Origin of the sequence: Ideonella alba, from assembly GCF_018069875.1 — a bacterium.
Taxonomy (GTDB): Bacteria; Pseudomonadota; Gammaproteobacteria; order Burkholderiales; family Burkholderiaceae_C; genus Ideonella; species Ideonella alba.
Map to the genome: position 1 here is coordinate 87,802 of NZ_JAGQDF010000015.1, position 16,322 is coordinate 104,123.

The 16,322-nt window shown below is 72.1% G+C and carries 16 protein-coding genes and 1 pseudogene; 6 read left to right on the forward strand and 11 right to left on the reverse strand.

The window, feature by feature from the left end; all coding sequences use genetic code 11:
* Positions 1-74 precede the first annotated feature (74 nt).
* The 4 genes and pseudogenes from KAK07_RS21630 to KAK07_RS25500 all read left to right on the forward strand — a co-directional run bounded on the left by KAK07_RS21630 (position 75) and on the right by KAK07_RS25500 (position 2,688).
* Complete coding sequence (locus tag KAK07_RS21630) at positions 75-1,064, forward strand: LysR family transcriptional regulator (RefSeq protein WP_210863186.1); 990 nt, start codon at positions 75-77, stop codon at positions 1,062-1,064.
* Positions 1,064-1,948: a tRNA glutamyl-Q(34) synthetase GluQRS gene (gluQRS, locus tag KAK07_RS21635; protein ID WP_210863237.1), complete on the forward strand. Its 885-nt coding sequence runs from the start codon at positions 1,064-1,066 to the stop codon at positions 1,946-1,948. Before KAK07_RS21630 ends, gluQRS begins: the two co-directional genes overlap by 1 nt.
* A gap of 29 nt (positions 1,949-1,977) precedes the next feature.
* Positions 1,978-2,331 (forward strand): annotated as a pseudogene (locus KAK07_RS25495) (FKBP-type peptidyl-prolyl cis-trans isomerase); the annotation flags it as partial.
* 27 nt (positions 2,332-2,358) lie between these two features.
* Positions 2,359-2,688 (forward strand): FKBP-type peptidyl-prolyl cis-trans isomerase, encoded by a 330-nt coding sequence (locus KAK07_RS25500; protein ID WP_247661312.1) that lies wholly within the window; start codon positions 2,359-2,361, stop codon positions 2,686-2,688.
* Positions 2,689-2,709: 21 nt separating this feature from the next.
* On the opposite strand, the gene KAK07_RS21645 is transcribed toward KAK07_RS25500, so the two are convergent.
* On the reverse strand, positions 2,710-3,777 hold the full coding sequence (locus KAK07_RS21645) for a S1C family serine protease (protein ID WP_210856529.1): 1,068 nt from the start codon (positions 3,775-3,777) through the stop codon (positions 2,710-2,712).
* 73 nt (positions 3,778-3,850) lie between these two features.
* Positions 3,851-4,417, reverse strand: coding sequence for an oligoribonuclease (gene orn / locus KAK07_RS21650; RefSeq protein ID WP_210856528.1), 567 nt, complete (start codon positions 4,415-4,417; stop codon positions 3,851-3,853).
* A gap of 54 nt (positions 4,418-4,471) precedes the next feature.
* On the opposite strand from orn, the gene KAK07_RS21655 reads away from it, so the two are divergent.
* Both KAK07_RS21655 and rsgA read left to right on the forward strand, forming a co-directional pair.
* On the forward strand, positions 4,472-5,752 hold the full coding sequence (locus tag KAK07_RS21655; RefSeq protein WP_210863188.1) for a M48 family metallopeptidase: 1,281 nt from the start codon (positions 4,472-4,474) through the stop codon (positions 5,750-5,752).
* Positions 5,752-6,678 (forward strand): ribosome small subunit-dependent GTPase A, encoded by a 927-nt coding sequence (rsgA, locus tag KAK07_RS21660; RefSeq protein WP_210863190.1) that lies wholly within the window; start codon positions 5,752-5,754, stop codon positions 6,676-6,678. The genes KAK07_RS21655 and rsgA overlap by 1 nt, the downstream gene beginning before the upstream one ends.
* 6 nt (positions 6,679-6,684) lie before the next feature.
* On the opposite strand, the gene KAK07_RS21665 is transcribed toward rsgA, so the two are convergent.
* The 9 genes from KAK07_RS21665 to trmD all read right to left on the reverse strand — a co-directional run bounded on the left by KAK07_RS21665 (position 6,685) and on the right by trmD (position 16,315).
* Positions 6,685-7,518 carry a transglutaminase domain-containing protein gene (locus KAK07_RS21665; RefSeq protein ID WP_210863192.1) on the reverse strand — a complete coding sequence of 278 codons (834 nt, stop codon included), beginning with the start codon at positions 7,516-7,518 and terminating at the stop codon, positions 6,685-6,687.
* Complete coding sequence (locus tag KAK07_RS21670; RefSeq protein ID WP_210863194.1) at positions 7,518-8,741, reverse strand: hypothetical protein; 1,224 nt, start codon at positions 8,739-8,741, stop codon at positions 7,518-7,520. The genes KAK07_RS21665 and KAK07_RS21670 overlap by 1 nt, the downstream gene beginning before the upstream one ends.
* Positions 8,742-8,826: 85 nt before the next feature.
* Entirely contained in the window at positions 8,827-11,520 is a 2,694-nt protein-coding gene (locus KAK07_RS21675; RefSeq protein ID WP_310740758.1) for a cation-translocating P-type ATPase, read from the reverse strand.
* Positions 11,521-11,630: 110 nt separating this feature from the next.
* A complete protein-coding gene (locus KAK07_RS21680) occupies positions 11,631-12,620 on the reverse strand; it encodes a CobD/CbiB family protein (RefSeq protein ID WP_210856523.1) in 990 nt (329 codons plus the stop codon).
* A 28-nt stretch (positions 12,621-12,648) separates the two neighbouring features.
* Positions 12,649-13,374: a CoA pyrophosphatase gene (locus KAK07_RS21685; RefSeq protein ID WP_210856522.1), complete on the reverse strand. Its 726-nt coding sequence runs from the start codon at positions 13,372-13,374 to the stop codon at positions 12,649-12,651.
* A 28-nt stretch (positions 13,375-13,402) separates the two neighbouring features.
* A complete protein-coding gene (locus KAK07_RS21690; RefSeq protein ID WP_210856521.1) occupies positions 13,403-13,690 on the reverse strand; it encodes a hypothetical protein in 288 nt (95 codons plus the stop codon).
* A gap of 21 nt (positions 13,691-13,711) precedes the next feature.
* Positions 13,712-14,959: an ammonium transporter gene (locus KAK07_RS21695; protein WP_210863196.1), complete on the reverse strand. Its 1,248-nt coding sequence runs from the start codon at positions 14,957-14,959 to the stop codon at positions 13,712-13,714.
* A gap of 126 nt (positions 14,960-15,085) precedes the next feature.
* Positions 15,086-15,439, reverse strand: a complete 354-nt coding sequence (gene rplS, locus KAK07_RS21700; RefSeq protein WP_210803402.1) for a 50S ribosomal protein L19 — start codon at positions 15,437-15,439, stop codon at positions 15,086-15,088.
* 99 nt (positions 15,440-15,538) lie between these two features.
* Complete coding sequence (trmD, locus tag KAK07_RS21705) at positions 15,539-16,315, reverse strand: tRNA (guanosine(37)-N1)-methyltransferase TrmD (protein WP_210856519.1); 777 nt, start codon at positions 16,313-16,315, stop codon at positions 15,539-15,541.
* Positions 16,316-16,322 lie beyond the last annotated feature (7 nt).

The following is a 16,322-nucleotide window of genomic DNA, read 5'->3' on the forward strand; positions in this document are numbered from 1 at the left end:
GGCTCCACTGTAGGGCGCTGCCGCGAGCAGGGGGATGCGACGCGTTGGAGGGATCTTTCAAATAAGATGAACCCATGCCCGACCGCCGCACCGCCCTGACGCCCGACGCGCTGCTGATGATGGACGCGATCGCCCGCACCGGCAGCTTTGCCGCCGCGGCGCGCGAGCTGGGCAAGGTGCCCTCGGCGCTGACCTACAGCGTGCGCCAGCTGGAAGACGCGCTGGACGTGCTGTTGTTTGACCGCCGCTCGCGCCAGGCCAAGCCCACCGCCGCTGGCGAGGAACTGCTGGCCGAGGGCCGGCGCCTGCTGGCCGAGATGGACGCGGTGGCCAACCGGGTGCGCCGCGTGGCCACCGGCTGGGAAACCCAGCTGACCGTGGCGGCCGACGGCGTGCTCTCGCGCCTGACGCTGCTGGAGCTGTGCGAGGCCTTCTACGCGCTGCGCCCGGACGAGGCCGAGCAGGGTCCCGGCACCCGGCTGCGCCTGCGCACCGAGGTGCTGGCCGGCACCTGGGAGGCGCTGGTCTCGGGCCAGGCCGACCTGGCGCTGGGTGTGCCGCTGGAATCGGCGGCGCCGGGCATCGAGCTGGCGCCGCTGGGCGACCTGCCCTTTGTCTTTGCGGTGGCGCCGCACCACCCGCTGGCCGCCCTGCCCGAGCCGCTGCCGGACGACGCCATCCTGCGCCACCGCGCGGTGGCGGTGGCCGACTCGGCGCAGCGCCTGTCACCCATCACCGTGAACCTGCTGCCGGGCCAGGACGTGCTGACAGTGTCCAGCATGCAGGCCAAGATCGAGGCCCAGCTGCGCTGCCTGGGCTGCGGCTTCGTGCCCGAGCCGCTGGTGCGCGACCACCTGCGCGGCGGCCGCCTGGTGGCCAAAACCGTGCAGCGCCAGCGCCGGCAGGTGCGGCTGGGCTATGCCTGGCGCGCCGCCGCAGTGGGCAGCCGGCGCCAGGCGCCGCAGGGCCTGGCGCTGCAATGGTGGCTGCAGCAGCTGGAGAGCCCGGCCACCCGCCGGGCCCTGCTGGAGCGCCACTGCGGCCTGCCCTCTGACGTCGATTGATCTACCGCGGCCGCTTCGCCCCCTCGCCCACCGGTGCGCTGCACGCCGGCTCGCTGGTGGCTGCGCTGGCCAGTTGGCTGGACGCGCGCGCGCATGGCGGCGTCTGGCTGCTGCGCATCGAGGATGTCGACACGCCCCGCTGCGTGCCCGGCGCCGACCACGAGATCCTGCGCCAGCTGGCCGCCTGCGGCCTGCACGCTGATGAGCCGCCGGTCTGGCAATCGGCGCGTGCCGCCCACTACCAGCAGGCGCTGGACGCGCTGGCCGCTGCCGGCCGCGCCTACCCCTGTGCCTGCAGCCGCAAGGACATCGAGGCCGCGCAGGCCGCCGCCGGCCTGCAGCGCGAGCGCCATGCCGAGCTGCCCTACCCCGGCACCTGCCGCCCCGAGCGCGGCGGTCTGGCCGGCCGCACCGGCCGCGCCTGGCGCCTGCACACCGGTGATTCGGCCCGCATCAACTGGACCGACCGCCGCCTGGGCGCCCAGCAGCAGGACGTGGCCAGTGCCGTGGGCGATGTCGTGCTGCGCCGCGCCGACGGTCTGTGGGCCTACCAGCTGGCGGTGGTGGTGGACGATGCCGCGCAGGGCATCACCCACGTCGTGCGCGGCGAGGACCTGGCCGACAACACGCCGCGCCAGATCCTGCTGCAGCGCGCGCTGGGCGTGCCCACGCCCGTCTACCTGCACACACCGCTGGTGCTGGCGGCCGACGGCTGCAAGCTCAGCAAGCAGAACGGCGCCGCGCCGCTGGACCTGACCGACCCGCTGGCGGCGCTGCGCGCGGCGGGCACGGTGCTGGGGCTGCCGCCGCTGCCCGGCACCGCCCTGCCCGACTGGCTGGCCAGCGCCGTGGCCGCCTGGCCGTGGCGTGCTTCGGTGGCATGATCACCGCCTTTGCCTGAACCATTCCAAGGATGTCCATGAGCACCACCCCGAGCGGCCTGCAGATCGATGACGTCAAGATCGGCGACGGCGCCGAGGCCACCGCCGGCCAGAGCGTCACCGTGCACTACACCGGCTGGCTGTACGACGAGAACGCCCCCGACAAGCGCGGCAAGAAGTTCGACTCCAGCAAGGACCGCGACGAGGCCTTCGAGTTCGACCTGGGCGCCGGCATGGTGATCCGCGGCTGGGACGAGGGCGTGCAGGGCATGAAGGTGGGCGGCCAGCGCATCCTGACCATCCCGCCCGAGCTGGGCTACGGCGCGCGCGGCGCCGGCGGCGTGATCCCGCCCAATGCCACGCTGGTCTTCGAGGTGGAGCTGCTGCCGCAGCCGGTGCTGCCGGAACTGCAGATGATCGACGTCACCTTGGGCGATGGCGCCGAGGCCACCGCCGGCAAGCCGGTGATCGTGCACTACACCGGCTGGCTGTTCGATGAAAGCGCCCCGGACAACCGCGGCCGGAAGTTCGACTCCAGCAAGGACCGCAACGACCCCTTCCGCTTCCACCTGGGCGCCGGCATGGTGATCCGCGGCTGGGACGACGGCGTGCAGGGCATGAAAGTGGGCGGCACCCGCGTGCTGGTGATCCCGCCGCACCTGGGCTATGGCCCGCGCGGCGCCGGCGGCGTGATCCCGCCCAACGCCACGCTGGTCTTCGAGGTGCAGCTGCTGGGCGTCTGAGCCCCCGCGCGAGGGGGTGCCTCAGCGCACCCCGTCGACCACCTTCACCCGCAGCCGGCGCTCCTGGTCGCCGCGCAGCACGGTGAGCTCGGCGGTGTTGTCGACACCCGCCTTGTCCAGCTCGCCGACGAAGCCCGACAGCGAGGTGATCCGTTTGCCGTTGACGGCGACGATGATGTCGCCCACTTCGCCGGTGCGGCGATCCAGCCCCTTCAGGCCGGCATCGTGCGCGGGGCTGCCGCGCACCACGTCGGCGATCACCACGCCGGACAGGCCGGCGCGCGCCACCAGATCAGGACGCACCGGTGCGATGCCGATGCTGGGCAGCGGCGCGCGACCGCGGCTGATCAGCGCCGGCACCACGCGGTTGACCAGGTCGGCCGGGATGGCAAAGCCGATGCCCGCCGACGAGCCCGAGGCCGAACGGATCGCGGTGTTCACGCCGATCAGCCGGCCGGCGCTGTCAAGCAGCGGGCCGCCGGAGTTGCCGGGGTTGATGGCCGCATCGGTCTGGATCACGCCGGCCACCTCGCGGTAGTCGGTGGTGGGCAGTTCGCGGTCAAGCGCGCTGATCAGGCCTTGCGTCAGCGTGCGCTGCAGGCCGAAGGGGTTGCCGATCGCGTAAACCGTCTGGCCGGGCCGCAGCTCGCGCGAGCTGCCCAGCGGGATCGGCCGCAGGTCCTTGGGCACGCGGCTGAGCTTGACCACCGCCAGGTCGTACTCGGGCGAGCGGCCGACCAGCGTGGCCTCGATCGGGTTGCCGGCATCCAGTTGCACGAAGACCCGGCGCGCGTCCTCGACCACATGGTTGTTGGTCACCACGTGGCCGCTGGCATCCCAGACGAATCCGCTGCCGGCGCCCTGGCTGACCTCGGGTCGCAGGAAGAAGCCGTTCATCTGCACCACCTCGGTGGTGATGTAGGCCACCGAGGGCGCGGTGGACTCGAACAGGTTGACCACCTGCTGCTCCTGCGCCAGCAGCGGACCGCGCGGCGTGACGGCGCGCGGCGCGGCGGGCTCGCGGGCCCAGGCGGGGGTCAGGGCCAGCAGGCCGGCGGTCAGCAGAGGAACCAGCGAACGAGGGTTCATGGCAGGGTCGAAAAGCGGCAGACCCTGGCAGATCGTGGCAGCCCGGCGCGGTTTCAAGGGGCCGCCCCCTTGTTCAGACCTTCAGGAAGGTGCTGCGGTAGTGCGCCAGCTCGTCGATCGACTCGTGGATGTCGGCCAGCGCGGTGTGCTTGTTGGCCTTGACCAGGCCCTCCAGTGCCGCCGGGTTCCAGCGCTTGGCCAGCTCCTTCAGCGTGGAGACATCCAGGTTGCGGTAGTGGAAGTAGGCCTCCAGGCCCTTCATGTCCTTGGCCAGGAAGCGGCGGTCCTGGCAGATGCTGTTGCCGCACATCGGGCTCTTGCCGGCGGGCACGTACTGGGCCAGGAACTCGATCACGCGGGCCTCGGCGTCGGCCTCGGAGACCTCGCTGGCCTTGACGCGGTCGATCAGGCCGCTCTTGCCGTGGGTGCCCTTGTTCCAGGCGTCCATGCCGTCGAGCACGGCATCGCTCTGGTGGATGGCGAACACCGGGCCCTCGACTCGGATGCTCAGGCTGGGGTCGGTGACGACCACCGCGATCTCGATGATGCGGTCGGACTCCGGCTTCAGGCCGGTCATCTCCAGGTCGATCCAGATCAGGTTCTGCTCGCTCTTGGCGAGCACGGGGGCGGTGTCGGTCATGGTCATCTCGGGGCAGGTCCAGCCGCTGATTGTCCGACAACATACACTGCCGGGATGTCCCTGTCCCTGCACGCCGGCACCGTCACCGCGCTGTTCTGCGCCTTCCTGCTCGCCTCGCTCAGCGTGGGCTTCTGGCTGACCACCCGGCAGATCCGCCACGTGGCCGCGCACCGTGACCGCGTGCCCGAGGCCTTCGCGGGGCGCATCACGCCCGAGGCCCATCAGAAGGCCGCCGACTACACCATCGCCAAGGCCCGCTTCAGCCTGCTGGTGGATGGCTTCGGCGGCGTGGTGCTGCTGGGCTGGACGCTGCTGGGCGGGCTGGACGCGCTGAACGCATGGGTGCGTGACGCCGTGCAAGCGCGCTGGGGCGACCTGGCCTACCAGCTGGCGCTGTTCGCCGGTTTCAGCGTGATCAGCGGCCTGCTGGACCTGCCGCTGTCGTGGTGGCGCACCTTCCGGCTGGAGCAGCGCTTCGGCTTCAACCGCAGCAGCCTGGGCCTGTGGCTGGCCGACCAGGCCAAGGGGGTGCTGGTGGGCGTGCTGATCGGCGGCCCGCTGCTGGCCGCGGTGCTGTGGGTGATGGGCGCCTCGGGCGGCTGGTGGTGGCTGTGGGCCTGGTGCCTGTGGACCGGCTTTGCGCTGCTGATGCAGGTGATCTACCCGATCTGGATCGCGCCGCTGTTCAACCAGTTCAAGCCGCTGGACGACACCGGCCTGGCGCAGCGGGTGCAATCGCTGATGCAGCGCTGCGGCTTCCAGAGCAAGGGCTTCTTCGTGATGGACGGCAGCCGCCGCAGCGCCCACGGCAACGCCTACTTCGGCGGCCTGGGCAAGTCCAAGCGCGTGGTCTTTTATGACACGCTGCTGGCGCGCCTGAACACCGACGAGATCGAGGCGGTGCTGGCCCACGAGCTGGGCCACTTCCACCACCGCCACATCCAGCAGCGCATGCTGATGATGTTCGGCCTGTCCTTCGCGGCCCTGGCGCTGCTGGGCTGGCTGGCGGGCCAGACCGGCTTCTATGTGGGCCTGGGGGTGCAGCCCAACCTGGCCGCGGCCAACGACGGCCTGGCGCTGCTGCTGTTCCTGCTGGCCTCGCCCTGCTTCACCTTCTTCATCGGGCCGCTGATGGCGGTGCATTCGCGCGGCGCCGAGTTCCAGGCCGACGCCTACGCCTGCCAGCAGACCAGCGCGCGCGAGCTGTCGTCGGCGCTGCTCAAGCTCTACCAGGACAACGCCAGCACGCTGACCCCTGATCCGCTGTACGTGCGCTTCCACTACTCGCACCCGCCGGCCAGCGAGCGGCTCGCGGCCATGCAGAAGCACGACTGATGGTGGCGCGCGCCGAGCTGGATCTGGCGCTGGTGGTGGGCAGCCACGGCCGCCACGTGATGATCGAGACCCCGGAAGGCCAGCGGCTGATCGCCCACCCACGCGGGAAGAAGAGCGCCTGCGTGGTGGGCGACCGGGTGCGCTGGCAACGCGCTGGCGACGAGGGCGTGATCGAGGCGATCGAGCCGCGCCGCAACCTGCTGATGCGCCAGGACGAGTGGCGCCACAAGAGCTTTGCCGCCAACATCGACCAGCTGCTGGTGGTGCTGGCCGGTGAGCCGATGTTCAGCGAAAGCCAGCTCACCCGCGCGCTGATCGCCACCGAGGACGCCGGCATCCCGGCCACGCTGCTGCTCAACAAGGTGGATGTGCCGCAGGCCGCCACCGCGCGCGAGCGCCTGCGGCCCTACGCCGCCATGGGCTACACGCTGCACGAGACCGCGCTGAAGACCCGCCCCGACGAGGCCCGCGCCACGCTGGCGCCACTGCTGGCCGGCCGCGCCACGCTGGTGCTGGGCGCCAGCGGCATGGGCAAGAGCACGCTGATCAACCTGGTGGTGCCCAGCGCGCAGGCCGAGACGCAGGAGGTCTCGCAGGCGCTGAACTCCGGCAAGCACACCACCACCACCACCCGCTGGTACTGGCTGGACGAGACCGCGTCGGGCCTGGACGGCCGCGGCGCGATCCTCGATTCGCCCGGCTTCCAGGAGTTCGGCCTGATGCACATCACGCCGCAGCGCCTGGCCGAGCTGATGCCCGATCTGCGCCAGCACCTGGGCGCGTGCCGCTTCTACAACTGCACCCACCGCCACGAACCCGGCTGCGGCGTGCGTGACGCGGCCGATCGCGGCGAGATCGCCGCCACCCGCTACCGGCTGTATGCCGGGCTGTGGGACGAGCTGGAGGCGGGGCAGCGCAAGGGCTAGGACTGCTCAGCGGCCGCCAGGGTCCTGTGCCAGGCCCAGCACCTCGATGCGGCTGGGCAGCCGGGCCAGGCCCTGCAGCAGGGACAGTCGGTGGCCAGGCCCTTCATTGCTCAGCACCAGGCTGGGCAGGTAGTAGATCGGCCCGGGCTCGCTCCACAGCGCGCTGTCGCGCAGCACCCACTGGCCCGATTCCTGGGTCTGGATCCAGGCATGGCCATAACCCTGCCATTGCCCGTTCACCACCACCAGCACCGCGCCATGGACCACGCGTGCCGGAATGCCCAGCGCGCGCGCCAGCGCGGCGCTGAGCAGCGCGTGCTCGGTGCAGTCGCCGCGCAGGTTGCGGGCCACCGCAGAGGCGTAGGGTGTCTGGGCCGGCTCCGAGCGCATCACGCTGGCCACGAAGGCCACGACGCGCGCGCCGTCCACCGGCTCGCCGGGCCGCTGCTGCAGCAATTGCGCCTTGAGCTGCTGCACCGCCGGGTCGGCGTGGTCGATGATGAAGGACGCGGCCAGGGCGTCGAGCGCGACGTCCAGGTCCGCCTGCCGGCCGGGCGCCAGCGTGAGCACCACATGGCCTTGCCGCGTGTCCTCGCCCTCGGGCCGCCCCAGGAAGCGCGCCAGCGCGGCGGCATCGGCCGCCTGCACGCGCACCCGCACCGCCGACCCGCTGGCGGGCGGCGCGGCGACTGCTGAGGCCTCCACCGGGATCGAGGCAAACACCTGGGCCTGGCCCGACACGGGCCACAGGGCCCCCCCGACCGCGCACAGGCTGACGAACACGGCGCCCACCCGCGATGCCGCCGACGCCCCACGGTACGCCGGGTGGCGGCGGCGCATCAGAAGCTGCCCTCGGTGTAGATGCGCTGGAAGCTCATCGTCCGCGGACCGATCGGCATGCGGCCGCTGAGCAGGGTGCCGGTGCGGCGGTCGAGCACCATCTCCATCGCGATCTCACCCAGTTCCTCGCGCACCGAGAACGCGTCCGCGCCCTGGGCCGCCAGTACCGTGGCGCGCGCCTTGATCAGGCGGGTCGGGTCCACCCCGCTCCAGTTCATGGCCTCGGTGCTGGCACCCACCGCGTCGGCACGGGCCATCAGTTGGCGCCGTGCCAGGGCCTGCGCGACCTGGGACGCCGGCTCACCCGACAAGGCCAGGTCGATCGATTTGCCGTCGAGACTGCCGCTGGCGCGCCAGACGCCGTCGGCCCGCTTGAGCGTCAGGTTGTGGCTGAGCTCGCCGTTGGCGGCCTTGAACTGCGCGGCATTGATCAGGCTGCCGTCGGGGCGCACCCACTCCACCGCAAAGCTGTCCTCGGACACCAGTCGGCCCGGCGTGATCTGCAGGATCGTCGAACCGCGGCTGACCAGCTGGGTGTCCCCATCGGCGTCGACACTGAACGAGGTCGTGGTCACACCCACCGGTGCACCGTCGACACTGAAGGTGACGATCTCCCGGAAGCGCGGCGCAGGCGGCTCGGCGTCGCCGGTGCGCAGGGCGCTGGTCAGCGTGCGCGTCAGGGTCTCGAAGGTCTTGGCGTAGCCCACCTGATCGTGCGCGCAGAGGAGCGCTGCATCGCCCACGTTGGCGGCGAACTGGTGCAAGGCGCCGACCCGCTGCTCGCCTTTCTGCGTCACCCGGTAGATCCACTGCAGGCCCAGGAAGGCATGGGGCCCGACGGCGCCGGCGGCGGTGCGTTCAATCACCCGCGCCTCGACCGAGCCCATGGACTTCGCGACCTGGGCGAAACCGGCTTCGGAGGACACGACCAGCAGCCGCGCCAGATCACGCGCCTCGCGGGCCACTTCGCAATGCACGGTCAGCGTGTCGTCCACCACGATGCTGAAGGCATAGCCCTCGTCCTGCAGCACCGGCTTGCGGTCCACCCGGCCCTGGACCTGGGTGCGCAGCCAGCCATCCTCGCTGCTCAGCGGCACCGGTGCGGGCAGGCGGGCTTCGCGGGCCTGGGCCTCGACCAGCCAGGCGGGCAGCCCCTGGGCGGGCGCCGGCAGCGCGAGGGCGCACAGCAGCGCCAGGCCAGCGGCCCGGTCGATTCGGATCATGGGTGAGTCTCCCTGTTCTTGGTGGTGATGAACGCCCTGATTGTGCCGCCACGGCCGGCGTGGCCGTCCGCCAGGCGCCTGCCGATCAGCGGCGCATCAGTCGCTTGCGGGCCTCTTCCACCCCCAGCACCAGGGCCGCCAGCGCCAGCAGCACCGGCAGCGTGCTGCCGTCCAGCGGCACGGTGTGGAACAGCGCATTCATTGCCGGCAGGTAGAGCACCGCGGCCTGCAGCACCACGCTCAGGCCCAGCCCGGCGGCCAGCCAGCGGTTGTGCAGCGCCCGGCGGCTGAAGACGCTGAGGGTGGCGCTGCGGCAGCTCAGCATGTTGAACCACTGGGTCAGCGCCACCAGGGTGAACACCTCGGTGCGGGCCTGCTCCAGCGCTATCCCCACGCCCAGCCGCCACTGGAACCACACGAAGGCCACCGCCGCCGCGCTGAGGGCCATCAGGGCGGCGCGCAGCAGCATGCGGCGGTCGAACAGGGCCTCATCGCGTGCGGTGGGCGCACGGCGCATCTCGTCGCCATCGGCCGGGTCCATGACCAGGTTCACGGTCAGCGTGCCCTCGGTGACGATGTTGATCCACAGGATCTGCACCGCCACCAGCGGCAGCGGCAGGCCGGCCACCAGGCACAGCAGCAGCAGGATGACCTCGTCCACCGAGGTGGCGAACAGGTAGAGGATGACCTTCTTCAGGTTGGCATAGACCACCCGGCCCTGCGCCACCGCATGCACCAGGGTGGCGAAGTCGTCGTCGGTGATGACGATGCGTGCGGCGCTCTTGGCCACCTCGGTGCCGCTGCGGCCCATGGCCACGCCCACGTCGGCGCGGGCCAGCGCCGGCGCGTCATTCACGCCGTCGCCGGTCATGGCCACCACCTCGCCGCGGGCCTGCAGCGCCTCGACGATGCGCAGCTTCTGTGCCGGCTGCACGCGGGCGAAGACAGCGATGGCCGGCAGCGCGTCCAGCAGTTCGGCCTCGCCCATGCGCTCGAGCTCGGGGCCGTCGACGGCGCGGTCGTCGAGGCCGGCGATGCCCAGCGTGCGCGCGATCGCCAGGCCGGTCAGCTTGTGGTCGCCGGTGACCATCACCGGGCGGATGCCCGCGGCCTGGCAGGCGGCCACCGCGGCGGGCGCGGCCTCGCGCGGCGGGTCGATCTGGCCGACCAGGCCGAGCAGGCGGCCCCGCGCCACCAGGTCGGAGTCATCCACCGCAGACGGGGCCTGCGGATCGACGGCGTCGATCACCGCCAGCGCCAGCACCCGCAGCGCCTGGCCGGCCAGCGCCTCGGCCTGGGCGCGCGCGGCCTGCAGCGTCGCCGGGCGCTCGGCGCCGCACAGGCGCAGCACGGCCTCCGGCGAGCCCTTGATCAGCCATTGGGCGCGGCCATCGGGCCCGGGGTGCAGCGTGGCCATGCGCTGGGTGTCGGCGTCAAAGGGCTGCTCGGCCAGCCGGCGTGTGGCGGCGCGGGTGGTGTCCACGTCCAGACCGGCCTTGGCGGCCAGTGTCAGCAGCGCGCCCTCGGTGGGGTCGCCGACGATGCGCCAGGCTGCGCCATCGGCGGGCGGCAGCAGCTGGGCGTCGTTGCACAGCACCGCGGCACGCAGCAGCGCATGCAGATCCGGCAGCGCTGTGGCCTGCACGGGCCCGTCTGCCGCCAACAGCGTGCCCTGCGGGGCGTAGCCGCTGCCCTGCACCTGCAGACGCTGGCCGCCCGTGTCCCCCGGCAGCCACAGCGCGACCACGGTCATCTCGTTGCGGGTGAGCGTGCCGGTCTTGTCACTGCAGATCACCGTGGTCGAACCCAGCGTCTCCACCGCCGCCAGTCGGCGGATGATGGCGCCGCGGGCGGCCATGCGCTGCATGCCCACCGCCAGCGCGATGGTCATGGCCACCGGCAGGCCCTCGGGCACCATCGACACCATCTGGCTGATCGCCACCATCAGCACCTCGGCCAGCGGCATGTCGCGCCACAGGCCCAGCGCCATCACCAGCGCGAACAGGCCCAGCGCCGCCAGCGTCAGCGCGCGGCCAAAGCGCTCCAGCCGTTGCTCCAGCGGCGTGGGCGGCTCCTGGGCACGCTGGGTCAGGCCGGCGATGCGGCCGATCTCGGTGTGCCGCCCGGTGGCCACCACCAGCGCCCGGGCGCGGCCGGCGGTGACCAGCGTGCCGGCGTGCAGCATGCAGTGGCGGTCGGCCAGCGCACTGGCTTCGGGCACGGCGGCCACGGTCTTGGTCACCGGCACCGATTCGCCGGTCAGGGCGGCCTCGGCCACCTGCAGCCGCACGGCCTCCAGCAGCCGTGCGTCGGCCGCGACCGCATCGCCCGCGGCCAGCAACAGCACATCGCCCGGCACCAGCGCATGGGCCGGCGCCAACTGCTCGGCGCCGTCGCGCCAGACCCGCACCTGCACCGCGGCCAGCTGGCGCAGCGCCGCCATCGAGCGCTCGGCACGCCCCTCCTGCAGGCTGCCCAGCAGGCCGTTGATCAGCACCACCACCACGATCACCGCCGCATCACCCAGGTGACCCATCGCCAGCGCCAGCCCAGCGGCGACGCCCAGGATGGCGATCAAGGGACTGCGCAGCTGGCGCAGGAAGATCGCCCAGTACGGGCGCGTGCTGGGCTCGGGCAGCGTGTTGGGGCCATGCACGGTCAGGCGGCGCGCCGCGTCCTCGGCGCTCAGGCCCAGTTCGGCGTCGGTGCCCAGCTGCTGCAGTGCGGCCGCCGGTGGCAGGGCGTGCCAGTCGGTGCGGGGGGCGGCATCAGCGTTCACGGCGGCACAGGATCACAGGCGAGACCTGTCGATTCTGTGGTGGGCGACCACCTGTTCAGCTTGACCCTGGACAAGCCACGGCGGCACGTGGCCCGCATTCCGCGGGGTTCTCAACCCAGCAGATTGGCCAGCTTCAGCAGCGCCAGCAGCAGCATCCACAGCACCACCGAGCGCCAGACCAGACCGACCAGGCTGCCCAGGTGGCCCAGTTCGGGCGGCAGGCCGGGGGTGGAGCCGGTGGCGTCGGTGGCGTCGGTGTCGCCGCTGGCGAAGGTGCGGCTGCGGTCAGGCGTCACGCCCGGGGCGGCCGCGCCGCCCAGCTGCACGCCCACCGCACCGGCCGCCGCCGCGAGGATGATGCCCTCGTTGGCGTGCTTCCACAGGCCGGCGTCGCGGCGCCAGCCGGCCACCGCATCCTCGAAGTTGCCCACCACCGCGAAGCCGAAGGCGGTGAGGCGGGCCGGCACATGGTCGATCAGGTTGAAGGCGCGCTGGGACAGCTCGCGCAGGTTGTCATTCACCGGCACGCCCAGGTGGTGGCTCTTGAAGGCCCAGTAGCGGCTGCCGAACTCGGCCATGCGGTAGAGCACCGCGCCGGCCGGGCCCAGGCCCAGCGCCGCCAGCACCACGTAGCAGAAGAACACGCCGAAGACATGGCGGTGCGCGGCCAGCAGTGCGTGTTCCAGCACGTGGCGCAGCAGTTCGGTGCGCGGCAGCTCGGACGCATCCAGGTGGCGCCATTCGGCCAGCAGGCGGCGGGCGCCGTCCTCGTCGCCCTTCTCCAGCGCCTCGCGGATGTCGGTGAAGTAGTGGCTGAACTGGCGAAAACCCAGCGTCAGGTAGATCACCAGCACATCGAAGGCCAGCGCCAGGAAGAAGCTGATGTAGGTGGCCAGCACCCAGTGCAGCGCCCAGGCCAGCAGGGCCGGCACGATGACCGTCACCACCCAGACGATGCGCGCGTGCTGGGGCTGGCCGGCGTCGAAATTGCGCCCGGTCCAGCCGACCCAGTCGGCCAGCGTGTCATGGACCCAGTTGTCGCGCGGCAGCGGCTTGATCTGCTCAAGCACCAGCGCGAAGAGGACGGCGAAGAAACTCACGCTGGCGATGATACCCAGCGTTGGCGGCTCAATCGTCGGCCAGCAGGTGGTAGAGATTGCGCAGCATCGCGGCTGTGGCGCCCCAGATGAAGAAGCGGTCGGGCTGGCCCGCCGGGTCGGGCGACCAGGGCATGGACAGGAACTCGCGCCAGACGCCGGGCGCCGCCTCGAAGCGGTGGCGCCGGTGGTGCGCCGGGTTCATCAGAAAGGCCAGCGGCACCTCGAAGGCCTCGGCCACCTCGAAGGCGTCCAGCGCCAGCTGGTGGTCCGGGTCGACCAGGCCGACCACCGGCGTCACCACGTAGCGGGTGACCGTGGTGTAGGTGGGCAGGCGGGCGATGACCTCGATCCGCTCGGCGCCCAGGCCCACCTCCTCGTGGGCCTCGCGCAGCGCGGTGGCCACCGCGTCGGCGTCCTCGGGGTCGGTGCGGCCGCCGGGAAAGCTGACCTGGCCGGCATGGTCGTGCAGGTGGGCGGTGCGCTCGGTCAGCAGCACCGACAGCCCGTGCGGCCGCGGCACCAGCGGCACCAGCACCGCGGCGGGCGTGGGTTCGCGGTCGAAGTGCAGGTCGTGGCGGTTGCCGTCGCCCGCGATCGGAGCGACGCGTTCATGGGCGCCCGCCAGGCGCTGGCGCAACAGCGCAGGCTGCAGCCGCGCCGGATCGATCGCCGGCAGATGGGCGTCGGTGGACAGGACCGGGATGGCGCGGGGGTCGCGGATCAGGCGGCTGGGTCGGGTCGGCGGCGCGTTCATGCCCGGCCATGATAGGCGGCTCGCCCCGTCAGCGCAGGCTGCCCACGTAGCGCCGCATCGCCACGCCCAGCGGGCTGCTGGGCGTGGCGGCCGGCCGCACCGGCGCGGCGGGCGGTGGCGGCGGGAACAGGGCCTCGGCCAGGCGGTTGGCGCGCTCGACACAGTCGGCCTGGCCGCTGGCCCGCGCCAGCGCGATGATCTCCTGCGCGTAGGCGGCATCGCGAACCAGCCATTCGACGTCGGTGACGCGGCCGACATGGCGGCGCAGCACCACGTGCAGATGGGCCGCCAGGGCCAGCTTCTCGCTCTCCAACATGGGTCACTCCCGGGTCGTGGGTCAGTCGATGCGTTCGCCGTGCTGGGCCAGATCCAGCCCCAGCCGCTCCTGGTCGGGTGTCAGGCGCAGGCCGACCAGGGCGTCGACCAGCCACAGCAGGAACGCGGTGGCGACGCCGCTGTAGAGCAGCGTGGCGCCCGCGGCGGTGGCCTGCGCCGCCAGCGAACCGCTGACGCCGCCCACCAGCGGCTCGGCCAGCACGCCGGTCAGCAGTGCACCGACCAGGCCACCGATGCCGTGCACGCCGAACACGTCCAGCGAGTCGTCCACGCCCAGCAGGCGTTTCAGACCGGTGGCGCCCCACAGGCCCGCCAGACCCGCCACCGCGCCGATCAGCACCGCGTTGCCGGGGCCGACGAAGCCCGAGGCCGGCGTCACCGCGACCAGGCCGGCCACCACGCCGCTGCACAGGCCCAGCAGCGTGGGCGTGCGGCGCAGCGTCCATTCGGCCCCCATCCAGCCCAGCGCGCCGGCGGCCCCGGCCAGTTGCGTGGCCAGCATGGCCATGGCGGCGCGGGCATCGGCGGCCCCGGCCGAGCCGGCATTGAAGCCGATCCAGCCCACCCACAGCAGCGCCGCGCCGGTCATCGTCTGGCCCAGGTGCGAGGGGGTCAGGGCCTCGCGCCCCCAACCCTGGCGCGGGCCCAGCCACCAGGCCGCCACCAGGCCGGCCACGCCGGCGTTGAGGTGGACCACGGTGCCACCGGCGAAGTCCAGTGCGCCGCGCTGCGCCAGCCAGCCCTCGGGCGACCAGACCCAGTGGGCCAGCGGCGCATAGACGCCCAGCGACCACAGTGCGCTGAACCACAACAGGGCGGCGAAGCGCATGCGTTCGGCCACCGCGCCCACGATCAGTGCGGGCGTGATGACGGCAAAGCTGAGCTGGAACATCGCGAACACCGCCTCGGGCACCGAGGGCATCAGCGGGTGCACGCTGGCCAGGCCCTGTGGCTTGTCCACGCGCAGGCTGGCCATCCAGGGGTGGCGCCAGTCGCCGATCCACCCATCACCAGGGCCGAAGGCCAGGCTGTAGCCGATGGCGAACCACAGCAGGCTCACCAGGGCGGCGATGGCCAGCACCTGCGCCAGGGTGCCCAGCACGTTCTTGCGCCGCACCATGCCGGCGTAGAACAGCGCCAGGCCTGGCAGGCTCATCAGCAGCACCAGCGTGGTGGCGCTGATCATCCAGGCGGTGTCGCCGGCGCTGAGTTGCGCGACCGGCACCAGGGCTGGCAAAGGGGTGGCCATCGACGTCCTCTTGTTCTGTACTGCCCCCAGGACTCAGCAAGAACCCTGCCCAGCAGCGCCGCGCCGGGACGAAAAAAAACCGCCCCGGTGGGGCGGCTTTCTTGGGGGCAGGCGCGAGGCCGGCGATCAGGACAGCTTTTCCTTGATGCGCGCCGACTTGCCCGAGCGCTGGCGCAGGTAGTACAGCTTGGCGCGGCGGACGTCACCGCGGCGCTTGACTTCGATCGAGGCGATCAGCGGGCTGTAGAGCTGGAAGGTCCGCTCGACGCCTTCGCCGCTGGAGATCTTGCGCACGATGAAGCTGCTGTTGAGGCCGCGGTTGCGCTTGGCGATCACGACGCCTTCGTAGGCCTGCACGCGCTTGCGGGTGCCTTCGACGACGTTGACGCTGACGATCACGGTGTCGCCGGGGGCAAAGGCCGGGATGGTCTTGCCAAGACGAGCAATTTCTTCCTGCTCGAGGGTCTGGATCAGGTTCACTGACTTCTCCGAAGTGATCGTGCCGGGGCTGGTTGAAAGATGGTGCATCCCTGGCGGTGCATGGATGCGTCCCTCGGCAGAGGATCGAAAAGCCGCTGATTATAGCGCGGCGTTGCCCTGGGCGCCAAGCGCAGCCAGGAAGCGCTCATCGGCCGCGCTGAGGCGGCCCGCCGCCCGGGCGGCAGCGATCAGGTCGGGGCGACGGCGCGCGGTGAGTTCCAGCGAGCGCTCGCGGCGCCAGCGCTCGATCTGCGCATGGTGGCCGGACAGCAGCACGGGCGGCACCGGCTGGGCGGCCTCGCCCTCAGCGGGCGTCCAGACCTCGGGGCGGCTGTAGTGCGGGCAGTCGAGCAGGCCGTCCTCGAAGCTGTCCTGCTGGTGCGAGCGGGCGTCGGCCAGCACGCCCTCCTGCAGACGCGCGATGCCGTCCAGCAGCGCCAGCGCGGGCAGTTCGCCCCCGGACAGCACGAAGTCGCCCAGGCTCAGTTCCAGGTCGACATGGCGGTCAAGCAGGCGCTGGTCGATCCCTTCGTAGCGGCCGCACAGCAGCAGCGCGCCAGGGCCGCCGGCCATCTCGCGCAGCAGGGCCTGGTCGATGCGTCGGCCGGTGGGGCTGAAGTGGATCACCGGCGCGGGGGCGGCGCGGTCGGCGCGCACCGCGGCCAGCGCGCGCTCCAGCGGCTCGGCGAGCATCACCATGCCGGGGCCGCCGCCGTAGGGACGGTCATCGACGCGGCGGTAGTTGTCGTCGGCGAAATCGCGCAGCGGCCAGCAGCGCACGTCCACCTGGCCCGACTCGAAGGCGCGCCGGGTCACGCCCTGCGTGAGAAAGGGCGTGAACAGCTCGGGAAACAGCGTGATGACGTCGAAGCGCATGGCCCGA